Annotated in this window: 23 protein-coding genes; 10 read left to right on the top strand and 13 right to left on the bottom strand. The window is 45.8% G+C overall.

The genetic code is table 11. From position 1 onward, the window contains the following. Positions 1-157 precede the first annotated feature (157 nt). The 5 genes from ICN39_RS07315 to ICN39_RS07295 form a co-directional block, all read right to left on the bottom strand. Positions 158-526, bottom strand: a complete 369-nt coding sequence (locus tag ICN39_RS07315) for a Rap1a/Tai family immunity protein (protein WP_216233398.1) — start codon at positions 524-526, stop codon at positions 158-160. 22 nt (positions 527-548) lie between these two features. Continuing rightward, a complete protein-coding gene (locus ICN39_RS07310; RefSeq protein ID WP_216233397.1) occupies positions 549-1,709 on the bottom strand; it encodes a DUF3300 domain-containing protein in 1,161 nt (386 codons plus the stop codon). 181 nt (positions 1,710-1,890) lie between these two features. Next, complete coding sequence (locus ICN39_RS07305; RefSeq protein WP_216233396.1) at positions 1,891-2,505, bottom strand: hypothetical protein; 615 nt, start codon at positions 2,503-2,505, stop codon at positions 1,891-1,893. Continuing rightward, complete coding sequence (locus ICN39_RS07300; protein ID WP_216233395.1) at positions 2,502-3,740, bottom strand: exo-alpha-sialidase; 1,239 nt, start codon at positions 3,738-3,740, stop codon at positions 2,502-2,504. The genes ICN39_RS07305 and ICN39_RS07300 overlap by 4 nt, the downstream gene beginning before the upstream one ends. Continuing rightward, entirely contained in the window at positions 3,737-5,458 is a 1,722-nt protein-coding gene (locus ICN39_RS07295) for a glycosyltransferase family 39 protein (protein ID WP_216233394.1), read from the bottom strand. Before ICN39_RS07295 ends, ICN39_RS07300 begins: the two co-directional genes overlap by 4 nt. Before the next feature lie 181 nt (positions 5,459-5,639). Between ICN39_RS07295 and ICN39_RS07290 the strand changes: the two genes are divergently transcribed. The 3 genes from ICN39_RS07290 to ICN39_RS07280 all read left to right on the top strand — a co-directional run bounded on the left by ICN39_RS07290 (position 5,640) and on the right by ICN39_RS07280 (position 7,827). Further along, positions 5,640-5,975: a c-type cytochrome gene (locus ICN39_RS07290; protein WP_216233393.1), complete on the top strand. Its 336-nt coding sequence runs from the start codon at positions 5,640-5,642 to the stop codon at positions 5,973-5,975. An 11-nt stretch (positions 5,976-5,986) separates the two neighbouring features. Continuing rightward, on the top strand, positions 5,987-7,261 hold the full coding sequence (locus tag ICN39_RS07285) for an NAD(P)/FAD-dependent oxidoreductase (RefSeq protein WP_216233392.1): 1,275 nt from the start codon (positions 5,987-5,989) through the stop codon (positions 7,259-7,261). A gap of 107 nt (positions 7,262-7,368) precedes the next feature. Beyond that, positions 7,369-7,827: a phosphate-starvation-inducible protein PsiE gene (locus ICN39_RS07280; protein ID WP_216233391.1), complete on the top strand. Its 459-nt coding sequence runs from the start codon at positions 7,369-7,371 to the stop codon at positions 7,825-7,827. A 5-nt stretch (positions 7,828-7,832) separates the two neighbouring features. Here the strand turns inward: ICN39_RS07280 and ICN39_RS07275 are convergent, their stop codons facing one another. Beyond that, positions 7,833-9,242: a TAXI family TRAP transporter solute-binding subunit gene (locus tag ICN39_RS07275; protein ID WP_216233390.1), complete on the bottom strand. Its 1,410-nt coding sequence runs from the start codon at positions 9,240-9,242 to the stop codon at positions 7,833-7,835. A gap of 87 nt (positions 9,243-9,329) precedes the next feature. Between ICN39_RS07275 and ICN39_RS07270 the strand changes: the two genes are divergently transcribed. Beyond that, positions 9,330-10,031 (top strand): pirin family protein, encoded by a 702-nt coding sequence (locus ICN39_RS07270; RefSeq protein ID WP_216233389.1) that lies wholly within the window; start codon positions 9,330-9,332, stop codon positions 10,029-10,031. Positions 10,032-10,052: 21 nt separating this feature from the next. Here ICN39_RS07270 and ICN39_RS07265 read toward each other — a convergent pair whose 3' ends face one another. Genes ICN39_RS07265 through ICN39_RS07250 form a run of 4 tightly spaced genes read right to left on the bottom strand, consistent with a single transcriptional unit; the run spans position 10,053 to position 13,789 of the window. Then, on the bottom strand, positions 10,053-11,036 hold the full coding sequence (locus tag ICN39_RS07265) for a tripartite tricarboxylate transporter substrate binding protein (protein ID WP_216233388.1): 984 nt from the start codon (positions 11,034-11,036) through the stop codon (positions 10,053-10,055). A 28-nt stretch (positions 11,037-11,064) separates the two neighbouring features. After that, a complete protein-coding gene (locus ICN39_RS07260; RefSeq protein ID WP_216233387.1) occupies positions 11,065-12,114 on the bottom strand; it encodes an Ldh family oxidoreductase in 1,050 nt (349 codons plus the stop codon). Between the two features lie 6 nt (positions 12,115-12,120). Beyond that, entirely contained in the window at positions 12,121-12,855 is a 735-nt protein-coding gene (locus ICN39_RS07255; protein ID WP_216233386.1) for a GntR family transcriptional regulator, read from the bottom strand. Between the two features lies 1 nt (position 12,856). Beyond that, positions 12,857-13,789 (bottom strand): SMP-30/gluconolactonase/LRE family protein, encoded by a 933-nt coding sequence (locus tag ICN39_RS07250; protein WP_072583457.1) that lies wholly within the window; start codon positions 13,787-13,789, stop codon positions 12,857-12,859. A 140-nt stretch (positions 13,790-13,929) separates the two neighbouring features. Between ICN39_RS07250 and ICN39_RS07245 the strand changes: the two genes are divergently transcribed. Next, positions 13,930-14,865, top strand: a complete 936-nt coding sequence (locus ICN39_RS07245) for a 3-hydroxyacyl-CoA dehydrogenase family protein (RefSeq protein ID WP_216233385.1) — start codon at positions 13,930-13,932, stop codon at positions 14,863-14,865. Here the strand turns inward: ICN39_RS07245 and ICN39_RS07240 are convergent. Beyond that, on the bottom strand, positions 14,852-15,997 hold the full coding sequence (locus ICN39_RS07240; RefSeq protein ID WP_216233384.1) for a mandelate racemase/muconate lactonizing enzyme family protein: 1,146 nt from the start codon (positions 15,995-15,997) through the stop codon (positions 14,852-14,854). The genes ICN39_RS07245 and ICN39_RS07240 overlap by 14 nt on opposite strands. A 54-nt stretch (positions 15,998-16,051) precedes the next feature. On the opposite strand from ICN39_RS07240, the gene ICN39_RS07235 reads away from it, so the two are divergent. The 4 genes from ICN39_RS07235 (at position 16,052) to ICN39_RS07220 (ending at position 19,950) form a co-directional block, all read left to right on the top strand. Then, positions 16,052-17,014, top strand: a complete 963-nt coding sequence (locus ICN39_RS07235) for a tripartite tricarboxylate transporter substrate binding protein (protein ID WP_216233383.1) — start codon at positions 16,052-16,054, stop codon at positions 17,012-17,014. 26 nt (positions 17,015-17,040) lie between these two features. After that, positions 17,041-18,588 carry a UxaA family hydrolase gene (locus tag ICN39_RS07230; RefSeq protein ID WP_216233382.1) on the top strand — a complete coding sequence of 516 codons (1,548 nt, stop codon included), beginning with the start codon at positions 17,041-17,043 and terminating at the stop codon, positions 18,586-18,588. A gap of 61 nt (positions 18,589-18,649) precedes the next feature. Next, positions 18,650-19,630, top strand: a complete 981-nt coding sequence (locus ICN39_RS07225) for a DnaJ C-terminal domain-containing protein (RefSeq protein WP_216233381.1) — start codon at positions 18,650-18,652, stop codon at positions 19,628-19,630. Between the two features lie 5 nt (positions 19,631-19,635). Then, complete coding sequence (locus ICN39_RS07220; RefSeq protein WP_216233380.1) at positions 19,636-19,950, top strand: chaperone modulator CbpM; 315 nt, start codon at positions 19,636-19,638, stop codon at positions 19,948-19,950. A 2-nt stretch (positions 19,951-19,952) separates the two neighbouring features. Here the strand turns inward: ICN39_RS07220 and ICN39_RS07215 are convergent, their stop codons facing one another. Continuing rightward, positions 19,953-21,893 (bottom strand): ATP-binding cassette domain-containing protein, encoded by a 1,941-nt coding sequence (locus ICN39_RS07215; RefSeq protein WP_216233379.1) that lies wholly within the window; start codon positions 21,891-21,893, stop codon positions 19,953-19,955. Between the two features lie 67 nt (positions 21,894-21,960). On the opposite strand from ICN39_RS07215, the gene ICN39_RS07210 reads away from it, so the two are divergent. Beyond that, a complete protein-coding gene (locus tag ICN39_RS07210; RefSeq protein ID WP_216233378.1) occupies positions 21,961-22,557 on the top strand; it encodes an AAA family ATPase in 597 nt (198 codons plus the stop codon). A 61-nt stretch (positions 22,558-22,618) separates the two neighbouring features. Here the strand turns inward: ICN39_RS07210 and ICN39_RS07205 are convergent, their stop codons facing one another. Beyond that, positions 22,619-23,251, bottom strand: coding sequence for an OmpW family protein (locus ICN39_RS07205; RefSeq protein ID WP_216233377.1), 633 nt, complete (start codon positions 23,249-23,251; stop codon positions 22,619-22,621). Positions 23,252-23,413 lie beyond the last annotated feature (162 nt).

Below are 23,413 nucleotides of genomic sequence, written 5' to 3'. Positions count from 1 at the left end.
ACCCGCCTGAGACCGCCTGACTTTAAAAACTCTTTAACTACCTTTAGCTTGAACTGCTTGCTGTACTTGCTCATAAAACAAAACCCCCTTGGTTGGACATAATGTCCAACTTTTGGGGGTCAGTTCATCGTGCTGGCTTTTTTCTTATGCTGAACCCTTATTTACAGGGGTAATTATCAGCAAAGAAACGCATTAAAGTTTTGGCTGCTGCCTCTTTATTGAACTGAGGATTTTTCTTGGTCCACACCAGGAACTTTTGCAAGACCTCATTGCGGGTCTCGCTCTTATCTACAAAGCAAATAGCTGGCTTGGCATCAGGAAGACGATTTGTTAGGTACCCTTGATATACACCCTCCCCAAAGCCAAAACAAAAACTGCGGCCTTGCTCATCATCGGGATTTTTACAGAGCTCAACAAATGCAGTAGTACTAGCATCATCGGCTGGGAGATCCCTCTGCGCAAATGCGCCTGGAGCAAAGGAAAGAATAGATGCAATGAATACGAATGTTGCCGTGAATGTTCTCATGATTCTCTTCTCTAAATAAAGATTAACGCCTAAAACCGCTCATATGGCCGCCACCAAAGCCACTCGCATGGCTACTGCCGCCACCGCCACCGCCGCCGCCACCGAACCCGCCCATATGGCCACCGCCAAATCCACTATCCCACCCACCCCGATTAAAGCTACGTGAGCGATCTTGATTGCTATCAAAGCGGGCTTGATCTCGTAAAGCATTTTCTTGAGCCGCCTCGCGATATACATTGGGATTAGATCTATCCATCTGAGCATCATTGCGCGCCTCTTGATTTAAACGCGCTGCTTGATTCCTTTCTTCAGGAGTTGCATCTTTCTGAAAAGCATTATTAGCGCGTTGGCCATCCATTCTGGCCGCCTGCCTCTCTTCTGGTGTAGCTTTATTTTTCCAATCGTTCAGCAAGCGTTGCTGGTTGGCAATGTTTGCCGGCCCGACAATTGCACGAGCAGGCATGCGCCCGGATGCATTGATGTTCGCAGAATTAATCGTGCCATTATTCCAATTGGGCTGCGTCCAAAAATCATCGCCGATCATAAAGCCCACACCAAAAGTCATCAGACCCCAAGCAGGGTTGTAGATGGGATACGGAGGGTAGTCTGGATAAGGCCATGGCCCATAAACAACTGTGGGGTTATAAGTTGGGATGTAAACCACTTTTGCATTAGCCGGGCTGATCAGGACATTACCGTCAGCGTCAGTTGTAACAGTAATTTGTTTATTAGACTTTAGGGTAGCAGCCTTAACAGCCATCTTTCTGAGGGCTTGAACTGCTTTCATGGTGTCCGCAGCCTGGAGTTTATAAGCATTACCTAAATTCTGAGTCCACTGCAATTTAGTACCCATCATATTGAATGCTTTTGGAAACGACATTAAAGATTTAACACTATCGTTCCAAGATTGCGCCTTGAGTGCATTTTGCAGATCGTTACCCGTCAATGAAGCATTGCTAGTTCGCCAATTATGGGCTTCTGCAACCTCCAATGGATAGGTTGAGGCCAGCAGCATCAGCGAGAGCAAAGAATCGGGATATAGCGCTATTGGCGAGACCAATGACTGCAATTGCTCCGAAGAAATAGTTTGCGGGCCAGTGTTGTAGCCCGAACCACCAGGTCCACCACCTTGTGCATTGCCTTGAGGGTAATATCCATATTCTTGATAAGGGCCTGGATTCATAACGCATCCATTGAAAAGAGATCCGAAAGTGATTGTTGCTAGCGTTAGCAACCCCACTCTTTTACTCAATGCAGCAATACTATATTGACTTGTCTGCTTCATATCTGCCTCAGCATTGATCTATATAAATTCAATAACTCACTTGGTTGATATTACTTTACAACCCTGCGCTTGATCGTCCCTAACCCGGTCTAAATAAATATCCAGAGCGGGCTTTGTCTCTTTTCCTTCCATACATCATGCCAATACAGACGCATATTGCCCAGATGGCCAAAAATGGATCTAGTAAGTAATCCCACAGATTAGCGGACTCATGCCAATGGACTGACCAGGCCAGAATAGCGATGGCAATAATCCATACTCCCTTTGTCCAATTTGCCAAGCCACACACTAAGGCAAAAAATAGGACTGCCACTAAGAATGCAATGGATCTATAACCCCATGCATAAGGATCGATCATCCCCAAGCCCAAAGCAAATGGATAAAAACATAGTGAGACTATTGCCACGGCGAATTTGAAAGCAATTGGCGCAGGCTTATTGGCTGGTAGCAATGAGCTCCACAGCAATAAAGTCAGCACGATGCTCAGATCACCAGTCAAGCCACGTACATAGGCAACTAACGGCAAATTCATGCCTAATGGCCAAAACAAAATGTTGCCAATCAGAATCACTAAAAATACTTTAATGGCAAATGGAAAGACATTTGGAGAAAACTTTTGCAAGATCCAAACACCCACTACTGCACAAGAAATGGACAGTTCAATCAAGGCCATAATTTGCATGAACTGATTCATTGTTGCCCCTCCTGATGAGCCGCATCTGCATCAGCTGACCCCACTTGCTGATAGGCATGCTTTAACCAAGCACCAGAAAAATAGCGATGTCTAATTTTCTTGCGGTCCCAGGTGTAGACTAAATGCGCATCGTCACCGTCTACGGTAATCAAGTACGGGTATGAGAATTCTTTGCGTTGAGCTTCAGGCAAAGCTTCATCGTCCTCCAACACATCAATGGTTTTCCACTGCCCAGATTTGGCATCGCCCATCAATAAGACCAAGCGATAGCGCCCATTTTCAATATTATTTAAAACCAAAATACGAGTGCCATTTTTTAAAATAAGTCCGGTAACAGCAGAGTTGGGATTGGCAATTGCCAGGTCTTCTGACTGTTGCCATGTTTGACCCGCATTTTGTGTGCGACTAACCGGAATTTGCTTTGGTAACCCAGAGCTTCGCGTTTGTCGGAAATAAGCGCTAGCATCTTGTGCGTCATTTACAAATATAAGTGGCTGAATCGCACTGCGCCCAGAGCTCATGCGCCGTTTATCAATTACCTGGCCTGCATCTATTCTTAGGAACTCACCAAAACGCCCTATCCATTCATGATAGGCGGGCAGGCCAAGCAGACCATCGGCGAACATCACATTAGGGGATTTCACGAGAGTGCTTAGATTGAGCAAAGGTGAGCTAATAAGACGTTGCGGCTTACTCCACGTCAAACCTTCATCGTCCGAAGTCATGGTAGAGATTGAGCTACCCGCCCAGCCACCAACAGAAACGGTGACAAAGAACAATTGCAGGCGTCCATCAGCCAATCTAGCGGGGACAGGATTACCCAACTTAGCGATGTAACGTGAAAGCCCCTTCTCTGCACTAACGCGGTCCATTACAACAATGGGCGCCCCCCAATTAGAAGACTTCGGGTCATATACGGAACTATAGATCGATACGTCTGCGGCGCCTTCGCGACTGCCAGCAAACCAAAATGCTCTCACTGCGCCATCCTTGAGGGCAATCATTGAGGCAGCATGGACAGAGGCAGCACCAGTATCGGGAAGCCAATGAGATTGAGGCGCAGGAATATTAGTCTTGATGAGGCCTTTTGTCTTCGTTACCGCAGATTCATCCAGCGCTTCGTCCACCCGGAAAGAAGGAGTAGCAAATGGCGCCCACACTGGACGGCTATCAATATGTAGAAAGCCAATCACTGCAGCAAGCAACAAAAAACATAGGGCAATGACACGACTCATCTACAGACATCCTTTAAGTTCGATATGTCTGGGCTCGCTACCGGTGTAGAGATCAGGTATTCATCAACGAATAAATGTTTGCCAATTTGCCCCATCAACATTTCCTGTATTTCTTCGTTAGAATGGCGCGCCCTCATCTCCATTCTTTGTCCAACTATCTGACAAGAATCACAGAGTGTAGGCTGGACTCCTAAGGGGGTATGTACCGCAACCAGGGGATAGACGGATGTAAGAGTTGCGACATCACCAGCATCCCTAGCTAAATAGCCATGTAGCTTTGTGCCTGGCAACAACAATCGATACTCCTCATCCTTAGCCCGATAGTCACAAGGAATCCATACATCCTTGCCTTGCATTTGAATAATCGTTTCTGCAGAGTAGCGCCCCAAGCGCCCCTCTAATGGAGCAAGACTGCTAGTTAATGCGCAATAAACCAAGAAAGAGGCCGCCAAAGAAAAGGTTTTAGTGAAGCCTCGCTTGAACAAACCAAATAGGACAACCAAAATGCCCGCCGCCATCAGAATCCAATGGCAATAGGAGTAAGTCCACGCGCCAGCATCACCCATAAATTGTGAGAACTGTAGATTGATGCCAATCCACAGCAACAGCGATAACACTAGTAATTGCAAAAGCAAGGCAATCCTGAAACCCCATAAAGGCAACTTGTCCCAGTACAAGGCAATCAGCGCAGCAAACGCTGGCATCACTGGTAAAAGGTAACGACCGGAACGTTGACTAGGGAGGCTGAACACAATGAAGAACGCTGCTATCAACAGCAGCAATAGAACTTCTTCCATGCTGAGAAAGCGACGTGCGCGCCAGCACTGCAGCAAACTCGATATCAACACAAAGCTAAATAAACCTGCATTGGCAATTGTGGTCAGAATTAAGAGCCAGATGCTGTCACCACCTCGCAGCAAGTCCGTTAAATAACTAGACTGGCGTGCAGCAAACTTACCAGCATTCTCTCCCAGTACAAATTCTTTCCAAACAGCTTCTGGGTAAGGGTCGAAAGCAAACCACAGTGCGAATACGCCCAGAGCAAGTGCAGCAATCAGGATTAACTTATACAGATCTCGAATGATTACCTGGGGAATGCTCCACTGCCGCCAGCACCAATAGTAGAGTCCCAAAGCAAAAGTAGCAGGAGCGATGTAGGCAAAGGATTTTGCAAATAGTGCCATACCAAAACAAACCCCTGCCATCAGCGGGAAAAAGAATTTAGATTCAAACGCGCTTTTGCCCCAATACAAAATCGCCATAAATGGTAGCGATATCCAAAATACTTCCGGGGGATCTGCTAAGAATGGTCGACCATAGCGATAGGTTGCAAAAAAAGAAAGCCAAACTAATGCCGCCAATATTCCAGTCTGCGTTTTGCCACTAAAACGTCGCATTGCTAAAAATAAGAAAAATGCTGTGAGTCCGGTATATAAAACACTGGGCCAACGCAAATTAGCCAGACTCCATTCGCTTGCCCAATGGGTGCTAGCTATGCCCTGCCAAAAAATCAGTGGGGGCTTAGTGTTTTTGATGCCATCCATTTCAGACTGCAGTGGCAGCCATTGGCCCGACTCCGCCGTCATGCGCACAATATGCATGTAGGGGTACTCATCACCGTTTTTTGGAGCAAATCGGCTATCCAAACCATAAAGGTAGGTAAATACACCTAAAAGGAGTACCAAAAAGGCGGAACGGTAAGAAAATGAAGCTCGCATAGCTATAGTTTATAGGGCTTATGGGAAAGCCAAATAAAACCAAAGTTGACCCTATTTTCGAATGAGCTTATGAAAAATGAATCTGAAATGAATAACCTATTTCAACACCATCTTGATTAAGATGCTATTAAGGCAATGCGCAACTTATTACCCAGAAATATTCCGAACGGAGACAGTCCTTATGCGAGCACAGCATTTAAAACCCGCAATCTTTTTGTCAATTTGTATTGCCATCAGCTATTCGAGCGGCACTGTTCTTGCCCAAAATACGGATGCCAGTAATTTATACAAAAGTGGGCTAGCTGCCACTTGTGCAAACTGCCATGGAACAGATGGCAAGGGTGTGGTTGATGGTGGCATGCCGTTGATCAATAACCTCACCAGCGAACAAATATTGACTCAACTGAAAGCATTTAAATCAGGCGCCCGCGAAGGCACCATCATGCCTCAGTTAGCCAAAGGCTACTCAGACGAGCAACTCGAAACCATCGCCAATCAACTTGGCAAGAAACAATAAGGAAGCACATCATGGATCGTCGACACTTTATTGGGAATAGCGCAGCCGCTATCGGTTTACTTGCAGGCTTCTCGGGTCAAGCGAGGGCTAATTTACAAAAGGCAGAAATCCTCGTGATTGGTGGAGGTTATGGCGGCGCTACCGCTGCTAAGTATTTACGTCTGTTTTCCAATAACACCGCTAGGGTGACTTTAATTGAACCAAACCCTACGTTCATTTCGTGCCCGCTCTCGAACTTAGTTGTAGGTGGCTCACGCACTATCTCTGATATCACTAGCTCTTATGAGAACCTTAGCAAACGTCATGGGATCAAGATCATTCAAGATAGCGTCACCAGCATGGATCCCGACAAGAAAACAGTCAAACTCGCTTCTGGAAAAACCTTGCGCTACGATAAGGCTGTAGTTTCACCCGGCGTTACCTTGATGATGAATAGTATTGAAGGACTAGTCCAAGCCAATAAAGCAGGCGTTACTCTGCAAGCTTGGAAAGCGGGTCCTGAGACAACTGCCTTACACAAGCAACTTGCCTCCATGCGTGATGGCGGCACTTTTGCTATCAGCATTCCGGAAGCGCCGTACCGCTGCCCCCCTGGCCCTTACGAGCGTGCATGCCAAGTGGCAAACTACCTCAAGCAAAATAAGCCGAAATCTAAGGTGCTTATTTTGGATGCCAATCAGGATGTCACATCAAAAGGCGCTCTGTTTAAAAAAGTATGGGCTGAGCAATTCCCTGGAATCATTGAGTATCTGCCAAAGCACAATGTCACAGCAGTAGATGCCAAAACAAAAACGATTAAGCTAGAAGTTCAAGATGACATTAAGGCGGATGTTTTAAATTTACTCCCCGCTATGAGTGCCGGTGAAATTGCCGTTAAAACTGGCTTAGCTAACTCTAATGGTCGCTGGGTCAATGTGAATTTCCTGAACTTTGAATCCACTGCACAAAAGGATATTCACGTTTTAGGGGATTCGATTCAAGTTGCATACGCAATGCCCAAGTCAGGCCATATGGCTAACCAACACGCTAAGGTAGCTGCTGCTGCAATTGTGGCGGAACTCAGCAATTGGGAGGTCAATCCTGCGCCAGTACTGACCAATACTTGCTACAGCTTCGTAAATGACAGAGAGGTGGTTCACGTCGCCAGCGTCCATCAATACATCGCTGCCGAAAAAACCTTCAAGCCTGTACCGGGCTCTGGTGGCCTATCTCCCGCGCCCTCCACTCTTGAAGGGGTTTATGCCTGGGGCTGGGCTCACAATATTTGGGCAGACAGCCTGGGTTGATCCAAGTCAATACTTCCAAAAAAAGGGGCCTTAGCGCCTCTTTTTTTGTTTACATGGCCTCATAGATACCTATACTAAACAAAACAGATTAAAAACTCGGAGGCTTAATGAACATGACCCCTACTTCACCAAAGGACGCATCAAAATTAGAGGATGCCATTGAAAGATGGACCGTCCCAATTGGAAATTTGTTTGTCTCTTTATTTCATCGGATTGCGCTATTTGGAATCGGTGCTGCAACAGTTTGGTCTGCGGCTGTTGCATTTCTGGGAATGGTCAATAAAGGATCGGCTTCAATTGAAGATCTGCTCTTGCTGTTTATCTATTTAGAAATTGGCGCCATGGTCGGCATTTATTTCAAGACCAATCACATGCCAGTCCGCTTTTTGATCTATGTAGCGATAACTGCAGTGACTCGCCTAATCATTGACTTAGTGAATACCAAGCATGAGGCCGATATGGCTATCCTCTTTATGGGAATCACCATTCTCATTTTGGCCCTAGCTAATGCTGTTGTTCGTTACGCTTCATTTAAATACCCCAGCAGGCATGGGGAGAACGAATAAAGCCGCTATAGGTCAGGATCAACACCCTCATCAAATTGATAGGGGTGTACGCCCCTATTCAAACAATTGCGGACGTAATCAATACTAGCTCGCAAGGCATAGTAGTCACTCGATAGGCGCTTAGAAACCTTAATCTTTAAGGCTTGATACTCAAGCAAATTGAGTCTCTTCAGATACTCATCACGCTGTTGATCATCAAAACCATTCAGCAATTCTTGCTCCAAAGATTTCAGGGAGCCGTATAAACGGTTGATCTTATTTTGCATTCGCTTAGCGCGATATCCTGGCAGCGCCTGCAAAAGCGGGTAACCCAAAACACAGAAAGGTAGCAATACAAAAATGAGGCGATTAATAAGCTCTGCAACCCAAAAAGGGAAATAGGTCACTAGTAAGGGGTAATTATTTTTCTCATAATGAATTGCAACAGGGCTTTCCGGCAGCATTGAATCCTTGAACGATGGAAACTCTCCGCGCTCAGCGAAGAAAGATTCTTTACCATTAATTTCTCTAGCAGCCTCTAAAAATAGAAATTGAATTGCCGGATGCATGCGGTCATCAATCAGAAGATTTGTCGTAGTAGCCAATAGCTTCATATCAAATGGCGGGAAGTTACGCGGCAAATTAAAAGATCCTTGGGGGACATCTAAAATACTCAGATAAGGTATTAATTTGGCATAGGCAGCGGCACGTTTAAACGTGACTAAATGCAAGGACGTGTCGTTTAGCAATGCTTGTACATTGGGCGCCTCGTAGGAATCCACGATAAAGGCTCCATCTATTTCGCCTGCCTGCAGCGCTTTCACTGCATCATGTCCAGCAAGATTGAGAATTTGCATTCCCTTTTCATAGCCTGACGCCTTCAGTATTTTGCTTGCCTGGGCGTATGTGCCGCTGCCCTCAATTCCAGCAGAAATCCTTTTGCCAGAAAAGTATTTAAGGCCGCCGCCAACCGCCTCAAAATCACTCGCCTTTATCTCAGGGCCTCGATAAAAGAACCAAATTGGATCGTAGGCGATTGCGCCCAGAGACTGAATACCGGTCACCTCTTTGGCATGATCAACCCCGGCCTGAACAAAGGCGGCTTGTACGGGATCGTCACGATCAGCCAAACGATCAATATTTTCCTGCGCCCCCAAAGTAGGTACAAGTTCTAGAGTAATGCCCTTTTCTTTAAAAAACTCTACATACTTTTTACCAAGGGCTTCATATGAGCTGCCTGATGATCCAGTGGCCATGAGGACATGTCTTGGAGGCGGTGGATCCGCATACCACCAGATCCCCATGAGTATTGTCAGCAAAAGAATGAGGAGCGGCCAAGCCTCCTGCAGAAACTGGGTAAAGTCATCCCATTTCTCCCGAGCGCTCTCAGTAAGCCCTAAATATGTTTCCTGAAGATCTTGTTTAAAGCTTCCCATGCGCTACCGATCGGCAAATATCATTAAAGCTAATGATAATAGGCTTATTCTGATTCTTTCAACCAGCCCTTTAACACCCCTTAAAACATGATAAATCTTAGAAAATCCCAAGACCGTGGCTATGCTGACCATGGCTGGCTAAAAAGCTTTCACTCTTTTTCATTTGCCGGCTATCACGACCCCCGTTTTATGGGCTGGGGAAATTTGCGCGTCATTAATGAGGATCGCGTGGCCGCAGGAATGGGCTTTGGCAAGCACGGCCATCGCAATATGGAAATTATTAGCTATGTACTATCTGGAGAGTTGGCACATGAAGATAGCATGGGCAATATCAAAGGAATTCCGCCTGGGGATGTCCAGCGCATGAGTGCAGGTAGTGGCGTAACCCATAGCGAGTTTAATCACGCCAAAGATGAAACTACCCATTTTTTGCAAATCTGGATTGAGCCTAATGTATTAGAAATTGAGCCGGGTTACGAACAAAAAACCATTCCTGCAATCGAAAAAACTGGAAAGCTGCGCATCATTGCCTCACCCTCCGGAAGTGATGGGGCCGTCAAGATTCATGCCGATGCCAAGGTATATGCTGGACTCTTTAATGGGGATCAATCATTCGAACTAGCATTAGATCCCAATAGAAAATTCTACGTTCACCTCATACGTGGCTCACTTGATGTAAACGGCCACGTTTTAAATAGCGGTGATGCCCTCTTAATGCAAGAGGAAAACCAATTGGCACTCTCTCATGGAAAAAGCGCCGAAGTCTTGGTATTTGACCTCAGCGCTTAGCGTATTTCTGAAGGGCCAGCGTTAATCTAACTTAATTTTGGCCTTCTCAATCACAATTTTCCAGCGAGCAATGTCTGAGAAATACAGGTCTGAGAATTGTTGAGTATTCATTGGGGCAATTTGGACCCCAGCCTTTTGAAAACGGTCCTTCATCTCAGGGGTTTCTAAGATCTTCAAAATGGAGTTATTTAACTCCTTGATGATTGCTTGGGGTGTTTTGGCAGGCACAAATACTCCCTGCCACAATGCCATCTCGTAACCTTTAACCCCCGCCTCTTGAATCGTTACTAACTCAGGAGCGCCACCGAAACGATTTTTACTGGTAACAGCCAAGGCTCTAACTTTTTCGCCTTTATATAAAGGCAAGCCAACAGGCATACCAGCAAAGTAAAAATCAATTTGCCCGCCTACTAAGTCTGTTGCAGCAGGTGAACCACCTTTATACGGAATATGAATCGCTTGCAATCCAGTAGTGGCTAAAAATAATTCACCAGCCATATGATCAGAATTACCAATTCCTGAGGAGCCAAAACTCAATTTACCCGGCTCGGCTTTAAGCATTGCCATTAAATCTGCAACACTCTTCGCTGGTGAGTTGTTATTCACAATCAGGATGTGAGGGGTTGCTGCCACACCAACAACTGGCAACAAATCTTTTTGGCCATTGAACGGGAGTTTTGGATTTGCTGCAACGTTAATTGCTAAACCATTTTGTGCGAACAAGATGGTATAGCCATCAGGGGCACTTTTTGCAACCGCATCTGCTGCCAAGCTTCCTGCTGCGCCACCGCGATTCTCAACAATGATGGGCTGCTTTAAGGCAAGGCTGAGATCATTGGCGATCATCCTGCCGACAATATCAGTAGAGCTTCCTGGGGCGTAGCCAATCATCATCTTGATGGGTTTATCAGGGTAGGCAGCCCATGCCGCCCCCGCAAATACTGGAACAACCGCCGGAACAACTACCGCACCTATTACTATGTTTTTTATTAATTTTTTAAACATATGTCTCCTCCAGTAATTTAGTATTTATTTAAAACGTTAAAGCAGGGATACCGCATTCCTGAGCGCAGGTATTCAATGCTTCTAGCAACTCAGGCGAGACTGGGATGCCGTATTTAATTCTCTCTGCACTCGTTTTTGCCGCACCCTCACCTGGCACACGAATTTCTTTAACGCCAGGCAATGTTGATGAATTTTTCAAATCGTTCACTAAAGTAATTACTCTGTTAATAAACTCTTCCGTGTTTCCAAATGCACTTGGATCGACCGCAATAATGGTTTGCCCCGTGTTAGTAACTAAGTCATGATGCGCATTGAAATCTATTGTTCCTTTGCCAACTGCTGCATTGTTAAGTGCGCCTGCAAGCAAGCCAATCATGACCGCCAACCCATAACCCTTATAACCACCAATGGGTAACAAAGATCCCTCGGCAGATTTTTTAGGGTCGGTAATTGGCTTACCCTGACGATCAATCATCCAATCGTCTGGAATGGACTCTCCCTTTTGAGCGGCTACTTTTACTTTGCCGTAGGCTGCTACAGTAGTTGCAATATCCAAAAGTACTGTAGGACCATCGCCTGCTGGCACCGCAATCGCAATTGGATTAGTTGATAACAATAAGTCAATGCCACCCCATGGCGCCATATGATTTGCATTACCAACAGCCATATAAATACCGATATAACCCTGCTCCGCTAACTTGCGAACATATACTGAAGCTGCGCCTGAATGATTGCCGTAGTGACTGCCAATCCAACATACGCTGTGCTGCTTCACCTTTTCGATAGCAAGATCTACGGCTCTATTCATCACCAAATGCCCTAAGGCATTGTCGCCATTGATTAGTGCGGTTGCTCCCTGTTCGCGCTCAATATGAATATTAGGATGCAAATTAACGCCGCCAGCCCGAATTCTTTTTAAATAGGCGGGCAAACGGAAAATACCATGTCCATCAGCGCCAACGAGATCAGACTGCACCATGAGGCTGGCAATGATGTCTGCATCACCTGTAGGAACTTTCTCTGCTTGCAATGCGCTTGAGATAAATCGTTCGGCATCTGTTATCGATAAATAGTTCATTGTGATTTAAGCCTCTGAGCTCGCTTTAAATTCCATGCTGTAAACATATTTATTCTCCGGATGATGCGTTACCGTAACTTCGAATAGCTTATCCTGATCATCAAAATAGCGGCGAATAATGACCAGACATGCAGTCTCAGGCTTGATGCGGAGTTTTTCCGCAATCTCTGGCGACACCTGAGAGGCATATACATCCACTTCAGCTCTCTCGATACGGGCGCCATATTTTTGCTCAATCTGCTCGTACACCATAACCTGAGTATGTTCTGGATCTTTTGTCAACGAAGCAAACTGGGGCAATATGTAAATATCCGTCCAAGCAATAACTTCCTCTGCCTGTTGACGCTTTCGAATTCCACCGATGTGATACCAAGAAGATCCGATCGGGGCCCCAACAATCTGACTTAGAGACTTATCTAGCTCAATAAATTCTTCGACTATGTTTTGACGATAGGTGTCACGTGAATAGCTCAGGATATCGATTGGAGAGTTATAGCTTTGGGTGAAACGACGTAAGCGCTGTCTAGACACAACCTTTGTAGGCGCGCCTTGATGGCGATAAATAAGGCCATTAGCCTCTAGAATTTGTAACGCATGCCGCAATGTATGCCGACTAGACTGAAAATCCCGACAAAGATCCGCCTCGGCAGGCAAGACAGATCCCACGGGCCAATCACCGTTATAAATACGCTGCTCTAGTGTTTTTGCTAGAGACTTATATAACGGTGATCGTTCACTCAATTTAAGAAAGTCCAAACATTTTTTTACCAGCGACTGGCAGGCGTGCTTTAAGAATATCGCCAGATAAAGACTCAGTAATGTAGAGATCTTTTCCGTCTGCTCCACCAAAACACATGTTAGCCAAATGATGGTGATGTGGGTTCTCAGAATAGATCAAGTGGGTTGGCAACATATTGTTATCAAATCTCCAGATTCCAATACCGAGGTGGCATACCAACAAGCCATTTTCTGAGTCCATTTCAATACCATCTGGACCCGCAACACCACCTGTTAACTGTATCGCTACACCTGTCTTCGATACAGAGCCGTCAGCCATCAAAGGCAATCTCCAGATTTGTTGCGATCTAGTGGCTGCTACGAATACATGCTTTTCTTGAGTGTTCAAAGTAATGCCATTTGGGCTTGGTACATTAAGTGCCAAACGATCCAATTGACCATTCGCACGCAACCTAAATACGCGACCCGTTGGGTCAGCAATACCGGTCTGACCTTGATCTGTGAAATACAAATCGCCATTAGAGGCAAAGTGTAGATCGTTCAAACCTTTAAAGTTTTCGCTATACATTGATCCCAAGATAGTTTCAATTTTTCCAGTTTTTGGATCTAGTGCTAGCAAGCCTGCTTTATAGTCACAAATAAAAGCGCGGCCATCTTTATGAAACTTCATGCCGTTTGGCCAACCATCATATTGGGTAATCAATTCCCACTCGCCCTTGGTGTCAATGCGGAAAATACGGCCAAAGGGAATATCGACAAACCACAAATTGCCTTCACGATCGAATGATGGCCCCTCTAAAAAGCACTCTACTTCTGCACCTTGACGATTTGGGTCAGACCAGCCTGTACGGGATTTCTTGCGAAATTTCTCCGGCATAGTTGAAAACACTTCCGTTTTAATTTTCTCAACGGGCTGAAAAGGGTTATGCATCGTCATAAAGAGTCTCCTGGGGTAAGTTATACGGATAAGTAAGTTTTATTATTAAACAATTAAACCACAAATAATGATAACCTTAAGTCCTTATTGATCAAAACTAATTTAAGCCGTTTATAACTTAACCGAATAGGTTTAAAAATATGAAATCTGTAGCCGTTATTGGAACCGGAATTATGGGCGCTGGCATTGCCGCTGGCTTCATTGCACAAAACATACCCGTAGTCATATTGGGTAGAACAAAAGACAAGGCCGATACCTGCTTGGACAAAGCCATCAGTCTTGCAAAGAAAATTGGTATGGTTGGAGACAACGCCACTAAAGATGAAGCTGACATTAAGAAGCAGCAATTCATTGGGGTCCTAGAGGATTGGCAAGACTGGAACCAATTCTCCTGGGTCATTGAGACTGTTGCCGAGAACTTAGAGCTAAAGCAAAAGGTTTTTCAATACCTTGATCAAGTGGTACCGGCCGATATTCCTATTGGTAGCAATAGTTCAGGCTTCCCTATTAGCAAAATTGCAGAAGGACTCAAAACAGCAAACCGTATGATGGGCGCGCACTACTTCATGCCTGCAGAAGTTGTCCCTCTAGTTGAAATTGTCATGGGACAAAAGACAGAAATCAAATATGCGGAGCAAGCTTGCGAGCTTTATAGAGCTATCGAAAAGAAGCCTGTCCTCGTGAAGAAGGATATTCCTGGATTTTTAGCGAACCGCATTCAACATGCCTTGATGAGAGAAGCTCTCTCGCTCGTACAAGAAGGAATTGCTACGCCAGCCGATATTGATGATGCCGTTAGGTATAGCTTTGGCTTCCGTTATGCCGCTGTAGGCCCAATGACACAGAAGGAAATTTCAGGCTGGGATGGAATGGCGAATGCCGCTAAGGAAATTTATCCATCGCTTTCCAATATCACTGCCCTACCTCCGAAAGTAGTTCAACTCATGGCCGATGGAAAAACAGGTATGAAAGCTGGGGAGGGATTCAGAAAGTGGACACCGGAAGAAATCAAAAGCGTTTCCGACTCCTACTCCCGTAGGTTGAAGGCTGCCTTTGACGTTCTTAATATTGAGTGATTGAGAAACCTTGAGCCACAGCATCCTTCACGCGATCGAGGTTGGGGGTAATCCCGACACCAACAGAGTTCAATTGAGCGACATCAAGATGGCCACGCGTTGCCGTTAATGGGCGATCGCAGATATCAAAGCGCAGATATTGATTTGACATGCTAAATCCCCAAGGTACATCTCCTATTGCAAAACCGATGGATGCTGTTGCAGCTCCAGCTAGAGATGTTTCTGCTACTTTGCAGGCTAAGTTGAGCTTTAGCTTATTTGCCCTTAGGGTTTGTGCGCTTTTGCAGGCCGCCAGTACGCCGCCGGTTTTAATGAGTTTTAGACTAGCGCCATCAAGGGCCTTAGCCTTCATAAATTCCTCTATCTCATCTGCGCCATGGATGGATTCATCTAAGCCAATTGGAATTGGGGATCGTTGCTTCAGTAACACGAAATCAGCCATTGCAGAATCTGCGTTAATAAGCTGTTCCGCGAAGGACAGTTTGCTCGCATCTTTTGAAATACAAAACTGTACGGCCTCCTCCAATGACATGGCGCCGTTAGCGTCCACCGAGATAACATCGCCCTCTAACAAATCTGAGAGCACTTTGACGCGATGCAAATCCTCTTCTACCGATAAAGAACCAATCTTAATTTTCCAATGCTTAAATCCCGACTCTCGAAATGATTTAGCGTCAGCAATTTCTTTTTCTAGCGAACCGCCAAGCATTCGCAGCAAGGGAATTTCGGTTACTTCTGGTGAAGCGACGCCTACAGAAAATGAGCGTAAATATTTCCATAACGCGATCGAATTTTTCTGTGTATATAGATCGAGTAATGCCATTTCCAAACAAGACTTAGCGGATGGATTCCCATACAAAATTGCATCAAACACCTTAGAAAAATTCTTAGGATCGCTCCACTTAATTGCATGCGCTTTTTCTACTAAATACTTTACGCTCGCCAACAGGCTTTCGAGAGTCTCACCAGTCATGAGGGGTGCGACAGATGCCTCACCCCAGCCCTGGCAACCCTCTTCATCAGTGAGACAAAGCAATACGGTTTTGGCATCCACAATCACTTCTTTAGCCATCTTGATTGGCTCAATAAGCGGGATTGAAAGCGGGAAGATGGATGCCTGAGTGATTTTCATTTTTTTACACAACATTTAAATAAGATTAAACAATAAGAATACGGAGAACATTACATGAGAAAAATCTTTATAGCATTATCGCTAGTTAGCATGGGCTTTACCAACAACATACAGGCGCAGAGCTATCCTGCACAACCCATCAAGCTAATTGTTCCATTTGCTGCGGGTGGTCCTTCTGATGTTTTGGCTAGAGGCTTTACTCCCAAGCTTGGCGAAAATCTTGGTCAACCTATCATTATTGAAAACAAACCAGGTGCAGGCGCTAATCTTGCCGCTGAGTATGTGGCCAATTCCAAGCCGGATGGATACACCCTCTTTCTGATGATGGTAGGCACCCAAGCCATTAATGAAACGCTTTACAAAAAACTAAACTACAACCTCGTTAAAGATTTTGCTCCGGTAAGCTTAGTCGCGTCTTCATCACTTTTATTTGTCGCTAACCCCTCAGCACCTTTCAAAACAATTCCAGAACTCATTGCCTATGCGAAAGCCAACCCCAATAAAGTGAGCTTTGCCTCATCAGGTGCCGGCACACCACTTCACTTGGGTGGGGAGCTATTTAATACCCAAGCGGGAACCGATATTCTGCATGTCCCTTATAAAGGTGCCGCACCAGCACTAACCGATGTACTTGGTGGTCAAATTGAAACTGCACTTGTCGGTACTCCTGCAGCTTTACCCTATGTGCGCTCTGGAAAATTGATCCCCCTAGGGATTACCAGCCTTAAACGCTCTCCAAGTGCCCCAGAAATTCCGGCGATCTCAGAGTACCTTCCTAAATTTGAAGTTGAGCTTGTATACGCAATCGTCGCACCAGCACGAACACCAAAAGCGATTGTCGACAAACTTAATGCACAACTCATCAGTGTGCTGAACAATCCAGAAATCAAAGCGCAAATCAATGGCAAGGGCTTTGAAGTGGTCACCAGTACACCAAACTATTTGAGTGACTACATTAAGTCCGAAGTGGCTAAGTGGGCCCCTATCGTTAAGAAATCTGGCGCAACTGCTGAATAATTAAACTATTGAATCGAAAGAAAATCATGATTGAAATCTCTGAAAAAAAACTAGCTGGACCTATTATTCGTCTGCACCCTAATGACAATATTGTGGTCGCACGGGTTGATGTTGGAATTGGCGCCGAAGTTCCTAGTGAGAACTTTACAAGCCGCAGTCAAGTGCCCGCTGGCTACAAGATTGCCACCAAAAAGATCCTTAAGGGCGAGCCAATTCTCAAATACAACGTGACCGTAGGTTTTGCTAATACCGACATTGAACCCGGCACGATGGTACATAGCCACAATACTGAGTTTCGTGAGTTTGATCGTGACTATGCTTATGCCAGCGAATATAAGCCGACTCAATTATTACCTGAAGATCAACGTGCAACCTTTCAGGGTTATGTCAGACCCAATGGAAAAGTAGGAACGCGTAATTTCATCGGCATCTTATCGACAGTAAACTGTTCAGCAACTGTTGTGAACAAAATTGCAGATTGGTTCACCCCAGAAAGATTGAAAGATTTCCCTAATGTAGATGGTGTCGTGGCGTTTAGTCATGACATCGGCTGCGGCATGGAAATGAGTGGTGAGCCGATGCAACTGCTTCGCCGTACTATGGCTGGATATGCTCGTCACCCTAACCTAGCGGCAGCTCTAATCGTGGGTCTTGGTTGCGAGCGCAATCAACTCAAAGGCCTGATGGAGCAAGAGGACCTAGCCGAAGGAAATACTCTGCACACCTTCATCATGCAAGAATCGGGCGGCACGCGCAAAACTATTGAGGCTGGTATCGAAGCTGTCAAAGCACTTCTACCTGCGGCTAATCAAGCAAAACGGGAAACAGTGTCCGCAAGTCACCTAACTGTTGGTTTGCAATGTGGTGGATCAGATGGTTTTTCTTCTATCACCGCTAACCCAGCCTTAGGTGCTGCGATTGATATTTTGTCCCGTCATGGCGGCACCGGAATTCTTTCCGAGACACCAGAGATCTATGGCGTTGAGCATACACTCACCCGCCGCGCTGTTAGTCAAGTAGTGGGCGAAAAACTCATTAAACGCATTCGCTGGTGGAAAGACGAATACTCCGTTGGTAGAGATGTCCAGATTAACGGGCAAGTGAGTCCTGGCAATCAAATTGGTGGTTTAGCCAATATCTTTGAGAAATCCTTAGGATCCTCAATGAAGGGCGGCACAGGACCATTAATGGAAGTCTATAAGTATGCAGAGCCAGTGAGCACTAAAGGCTTTGTATTTATGGATACCCCAGGATTTGATCCAGTATCCGCCACCGGCCAGATCGCTGGAGGAGCCAATCTGATCGCCTTCACTACCGGCCGTGGATCTATGTTTGGCTCTAAGCCTGCACCCTGCATCAAACTAGCCACGAACACCCCGATGTATCAGCGCCTTACGGAAGACATGGATATTAATTGCGGGGAGATTTTGGACGGCACCGTCTCGGTTCAGGAAATGGGGCAACGGATATTTGAGTTGTTTCTGCGTACCGCCTCGGGGGAGGCCTCCAAAAGCGAGCTTCTTGGCTTAGGAGATTATGAATTTGTTCCCTGGCAAATTGGGGTAATGAGCTAAGACAACTGTAGAATTGACCCTATTAGCTCAACCTAGACAGAAACCGAACTGAAACAGGCTTATGAAATTTAGGGACTACTACGAAACGCTTGGTGTTGCTCGCGGTGCTACTGAAGCTGAAATTAAATCAGCCTATCGCAAAATGGCGCGCAAGCACCATCCAGATGTAAATAAAGAAGCTGGCGCTGAAGAGCAGTTCAAGCAAATCGGCGAAGCGTATGCCGTTTTAAAGGACACTGAGAAACGCGCAGCTTACGATCGCTTTGGTGAGAACTGGAAAAACGGCCAAGACTTTACCCCTCCCCCAAATTGGAACGAAGGCTTTGAGTATTCTAATGACGGCTTTAGCGGTGGACATCCAGGATATGGTGGTGGTTTTGAAGGTGATCAAAGCGAGTTCTTTGAATCCCTTTTCGGAAGAGGCAAACATCGCCAAGGTGGTCGTGGTGGCAATAGCCGCCAGGGTATGAATTTCAAAGGCCAAGATCATCATGCCAAAATTTTGATTGATCTTGCCGATGCGTATAACGGAGCTAAGCGCACTATTGCATTGCACATGCCCGTGCAAGATGCGAGTGGTCATGTCAGCGCCCAAGAGCGCAAGTTAGATGTCAGCATTCCCAAAGGCATTAAGGCCGGCCAAAATTTACGCCTCTCTGGACAAGGTGGTCCTGGTGTTGGCGAGGGCCCTGCTGGTGACCTCTATCTCGAAATTGAATTTCATCCCCACGCAATTTATCGCGTAGAAGGCAAAGATGTCTTCATCGATATTCCACTGGCTCCCTGGGAGGCTAGCTTAGGCACCACTGTCAACGTACCCACTCCGGCAGGCAGCACTTTGGAATTAAAGATCCCTGCAGGAACTGTTGCCGGTCGCAAGATGCGTCTCAAAGGCAAAGGCATTCCAAGTGCAGAGCCTGGGGATCTCTATGCGGTACCTTCTATTGCACTGCCACCTGCTAATACAGAATCACAAAAGGAAGCCTATCAAACATTTGAAAAGGCTTTTGATTTCAATCCTAGATCTCACTTGAAGGGATGATGAATATGACACAAACCAATATCACTTGGATTGAAGGTGCCGTTGTAGAGAATGAAGTGCACATGACGATTGTTGAACTTTCTCATGCATCACGCACACCAGAAGATCTCATCATGACTTGGGTGTCTGAAGGTGTTTTAAGCCCGGCAGGCTCATCACCTCAAGATTGGCGCTTTAGTGGCGACTCATTGAGAAGAGCAAAAACCGCAGCACATCTCACCCATGATCTTGAGCTGAATGCGCCTGGGGTTGCCTTGGCGCTAGACCTGCTTGATGAGATCGCCCAGTTGCGCGCTCGTTTACCGCGCGATAGGCTATAACGCTAAGACTCTGAACGGCTCAAAAGCTGTTCCCAGCGTTGTAGTTTTTGATCTAAGTCCGCAGTAATTTCACTGAGGCGAGCTTGCATGCTAGCTGCTAACTCCGGTTCATTTTTGTAGAGGTCGGGGTTGCTCATTGCAATGCCAATGTCGGCCTGCTCTGTTTCCAATGTCTCGATTTGCAAAGGCAAAACCTCGAGCTCTTGGCGCTCCTTACCATTAAGTTTTTGAACTCCGCTTTTGGCTACTGGCTTAGCTTCCGTCCTAACCTCTACCTTTGTCTCTGCTTTGGCTTCAACTTTTTCTACAGCCTTTGAGTTGGCATTGGCATTTCCATTGGCAGCGCGAATTTTGTCTGAGCGGGCTTTTTGGATTTTCCAATCTTCGTAACCCCCTTCGTATTCACGCCAGAAGCCATCACCTTCGTTAGCAATAATGCTGGTGACGACGTTATCCAAGAAGTAACGATCATGACTTACCAAGAACACCGTACCCTTATAGTCTTGCAAAAGTTGCTCTAGCAAATCCAAAGTATCTATATCCAAGTCGTTAGTTGGCTCATCCAAAACTAAGACGTTTGCAGGCCGCGCAAATAGACGTGCGAGCAATAGACGATTACGCTCACCGCCTGACAAAGTACTTACTGGAGAATTGGTTCTCTCAGGCGCAAATAAGAAATCACTCAGATAGCTCTTAACGTGCTTTTTATTGCCATTGATTTCAATCCACTCACTACCAGGACTAATGTAATCCTCCAGCGAAGCGTTGAGATCTAAACCTTCGCGCATTTGGTCAAAGTAAGCTACTTCAATGCGTGTACCCATAGTTGCAGTGCCGGAGTCAGGCGCAATCGTTCCTAAAATTAACTTCAGTAGAGTTGTCTTACCGGCACCATTAGGGCCAAGTAAACCAACTTTATCGCCGCGTAAAATCGTTGCTGTGAAATCTTTCACAATCGGACGATCGTAAGTTTTGCTGACATTCTGAAGATCAGCCACAATCTTGCCGCTACGGTCTCCAGCAGAAACAGCTAACTTCACCTGCCCCATCGCATCTCGGCGTTCAGCACGGCTACTGCGTAATTTTTCTAAGCGTGCAATTCTGGCAACGCTTCGGGTGCGGCGCGCCTCAACCCCTTTACGAATCCAAACCTCTTCTTGCGCCAATAATTTATCGGCACGTGCATTAGCTAAAGATTCAGAGTTCAACTCTTGCTCTTTTAATACTTCATATTGAGTAAAGTTACCGGGGTAGCTGCGTAGAATGCCGCGATCAAGCTCGACAATCTGGGTGCAGACGTTATCCAAGAAGGCGCGATCATGGGTAATCAAAATCACTGAGCCTTGATACTCTTTAAGGAGCTCTTCTAGCCACGCGATCGAATCTAAATCCAAATGGTTGGTTGGCTCATCAAGCAGAAGCACGTCAGGCATCTCAACTAAAGCACGTGCTAAGGCAACCCGTTTCTTAGTACCGCCTGAAAGTGTATTGATTTTGAGATCGGCCTCTAAGTGCAAGCGGTCCAAAGTTTCATGAACGCGTTGCTCCCAATTCCAACCACTCAAAGCCTCTAATTGCGATTGCACTTCGTCAAGGCGATCATGGGAGGCATCATCCCACTCACCTACGCTGAGAGCCTCGTATTCTTCACGTAAGGCTTTTGCTTGAGCAACCCCTTTGGAAACGGCTTCGAAGATAGTCTCTTCCGCCTCAAATATAGGCTCTTGGGGAACATAAGCAATTCTGAGGCCCTGCTGATATTGCAGGAGCCCATCATCCAGCTTTTCTATACCAGCCAATATCTTCAACAAGGAAGATTTGCCCGTGCCATTGCGGCCAATTAAGCCAACACGTTCACCGGATTCCAGTGAAAAAGCGGTGTTTGCGAGGAGGTCAACGTGGCCAAAAGCCAGTTTTGCATCAGTGAGTACGATTAAGGCCATGGCGACATTATCGTCACTTCCCCAAAAGAGGAGATATTTCCACTAATTTCTGCGAGACTAGCTATATATGATCTGCAAACTTACCCCCTCAGCACCCCGCCTCATCCTCTTTGCAGGGCATGCCGGCACTGGAAAGTCGACTTTAGCCAAAAAGGCTTTACCTCTGATCATTGAGAAAACTGGAGAAGATTTTTTCTTTTTAGATAAAGACACCGTGTATGGCGGCTTTAGTGCCCACGTGATGGAGCTCACTACCCAGAACCCGAATGACCGTGACAGCCCCTATTACCTTGAGAACCTGCGAGATTGGGAATACCAAGGGCTGATTGATATCGCTAGGGAGAATTTACTTTTAGGGGTAAATGTCATTTTGGTTGGGCCATTCTCAAAAGAGATTCAGAGCGGCAGAATGTTTAATGCTCAAGAGCTAGGCATTCCACCGCAAACTATGATTCAGGTTGCCTGGATTGATCTAGAGGAGCTTGAGGCCAAAAGACGGATGGAGAAAAGGGCTGACCCAAGAGATGAATGGAAGTTTGCTCACTGGGAACAATACGCTAAGCGTAGGACTGAACCGCCAAGCCATCTCTCATTGCATCGATTTGATAACTCCACTTTGAACGAAGCTGCATTTGAAAAACTGATTGACGACTTGGTTCGGTAAACTCAAGACAAAAAAATAGGGCCCCTCGGGAGCCCCATTTCAAGACCTAAAAACTGAATTCTTAGAACTTGTAAGTCACGCCAACAGCTGGCATCCATGGATTCAATGTCAACTTACCGAGGTTCGTACCGCCCTGAACGGTTGTTACATTGGTACTGATCATGGCATATTTCAGATCCAAGTTCAGACCCCAGTTTTTATCAAACATGTAATCCATACCAACCTGACCAACAAAGCCTAAGCTGCTTTGGTCAACCTGAACTGCATTACCCAAAGCGGGGAAGTTGGCGCGATTACCAAAGATTGTGTAGTTCACGCCAGCGCCAACGTAAGGCTTAAATGCACCTAAGTCTGTAAAGTGGTATTGAGCCAATAATGATGGTGGCAACGCAGTTACTTTGCCAATATTGGTATTACCCTGTCCAGCAGTAATGTTGACCTGTTGTGGCCATGTTAATACCAACTCGGCTGCAATATTTTTAGTAAAAAAGTAAGAGACATCAAGCTCAGGAATCACTTGATTTTTAGCTTTAACGTTTAAGTCCTGAACTGTTTGTGATTGACCATTCTGCCAGAGTAAATCTACCGCGCGGACACGCAACATCCATGGATTTTCTTCCGCTTGAGCTTGAGCCGCGACTGGGGCTAAGAATGCTACTGTAGCCATTGCTGCTACGAGTGACTTAATACGCATGATGGTTTCCCTTTTTATTATCAATTTCGATGAAATCATTTTCGAATTGATGAAGGGAGTGCAATTTGATGTAAATCAAATTGACTGAGACTGGAGATTTTTTATTGGTTAAAAAGCAACAGAGTTTTTGGGCTTATTTGATCTAGATCAAATTACCTCTGA

The sequence above is a fragment of the Polynucleobacter sp. AP-Reno-20A-A9 genome (genome assembly GCF_018882085.1).
Lineage (GTDB): Bacteria > Pseudomonadota > Gammaproteobacteria > Burkholderiales > Burkholderiaceae > Polynucleobacter.
Note: the sequence above shows the minus strand (reverse complement) of the source record. Positions and strands in the feature narration are given on the sequence as shown.

What these genes read in the sequence shown, in the direction of transcription:
- ICN39_RS07315 (WP_216233398.1), bottom strand. Translation starts at nt 526, where the DNA reads ATGAGAACATTCACGGCAACATTCGTATTCATTGCATCTATTCTTTCC.
- ICN39_RS07310 (WP_216233397.1), bottom strand. Translation starts at nt 1,709, where the DNA reads ATGAATCCAGGCCCTTATCAAGAATATGGATATTACCCTCAAGGCAAT.
- ICN39_RS07305 (WP_216233396.1), bottom strand. Translation starts at nt 2,505, where the DNA reads ATGAATCAGTTCATGCAAATTATGGCCTTGATTGAACTGTCCATTTCT.
- ICN39_RS07300 (WP_216233395.1), bottom strand. Translation starts at nt 3,740, where the DNA reads ATGAGTCGTGTCATTGCCCTATGTTTTTTGTTGCTTGCTGCAGTGATT.
- ICN39_RS07295 (WP_216233394.1), bottom strand. Translation starts at nt 5,458, where the DNA reads ATGCGAGCTTCATTTTCTTACCGTTCCGCCTTTTTGGTACTCCTTTTA.
- ICN39_RS07290 (WP_216233393.1), top strand. Translation starts at nt 5,640, where the DNA reads ATGCGAGCACAGCATTTAAAACCCGCAATCTTTTTGTCAATTTGTATT.
- ICN39_RS07285 (WP_216233392.1), top strand. Translation starts at nt 5,987, where the DNA reads ATGGATCGTCGACACTTTATTGGGAATAGCGCAGCCGCTATCGGTTTA.
- ICN39_RS07280 (WP_216233391.1), top strand. Translation starts at nt 7,369, where the DNA reads ATGAACATGACCCCTACTTCACCAAAGGACGCATCAAAATTAGAGGAT.
- ICN39_RS07275 (WP_216233390.1), bottom strand. Translation starts at nt 9,242, where the DNA reads ATGGGAAGCTTTAAACAAGATCTTCAGGAAACATATTTAGGGCTTACT.
- ICN39_RS07270 (WP_216233389.1), top strand. Translation starts at nt 9,330, where the DNA reads ATGATAAATCTTAGAAAATCCCAAGACCGTGGCTATGCTGACCATGGC.
- ICN39_RS07265 (WP_216233388.1), bottom strand. Translation starts at nt 11,036, where the DNA reads ATGTTTAAAAAATTAATAAAAAACATAGTAATAGGTGCGGTAGTTGTT.
- ICN39_RS07260 (WP_216233387.1), bottom strand. Translation starts at nt 12,114, where the DNA reads ATGAACTATTTATCGATAACAGATGCCGAACGATTTATCTCAAGCGCA.
- ICN39_RS07250 (WP_072583457.1), bottom strand. Translation starts at nt 13,789, where the DNA reads ATGACGATGCATAACCCTTTTCAGCCCGTTGAGAAAATTAAAACGGAA.
- ICN39_RS07245 (WP_216233385.1), top strand. Translation starts at nt 13,930, where the DNA reads ATGAAATCTGTAGCCGTTATTGGAACCGGAATTATGGGCGCTGGCATT.
- ICN39_RS07240 (WP_216233384.1), bottom strand. Translation starts at nt 15,997, where the DNA reads ATGAAAATCACTCAGGCATCCATCTTCCCGCTTTCAATCCCGCTTATT.
- ICN39_RS07235 (WP_216233383.1), top strand. Translation starts at nt 16,052, where the DNA reads ATGAGAAAAATCTTTATAGCATTATCGCTAGTTAGCATGGGCTTTACC.
- ICN39_RS07230 (WP_216233382.1), top strand. Translation starts at nt 17,041, where the DNA reads ATGATTGAAATCTCTGAAAAAAAACTAGCTGGACCTATTATTCGTCTG.
- ICN39_RS07225 (WP_216233381.1), top strand. Translation starts at nt 18,650, where the DNA reads ATGAAATTTAGGGACTACTACGAAACGCTTGGTGTTGCTCGCGGTGCT.
- ICN39_RS07220 (WP_216233380.1), top strand. Translation starts at nt 19,636, where the DNA reads ATGACACAAACCAATATCACTTGGATTGAAGGTGCCGTTGTAGAGAAT.
- ICN39_RS07215 (WP_216233379.1), bottom strand. Translation starts at nt 21,893, where the DNA reads ATGGCCTTAATCGTACTCACTGATGCAAAACTGGCTTTTGGCCACGTT.
- ICN39_RS07210 (WP_216233378.1), top strand. Translation starts at nt 21,961, where the DNA reads ATGATCTGCAAACTTACCCCCTCAGCACCCCGCCTCATCCTCTTTGCA.
- ICN39_RS07205 (WP_216233377.1), bottom strand. Translation starts at nt 23,251, where the DNA reads ATGCGTATTAAGTCACTCGTAGCAGCAATGGCTACAGTAGCATTCTTA.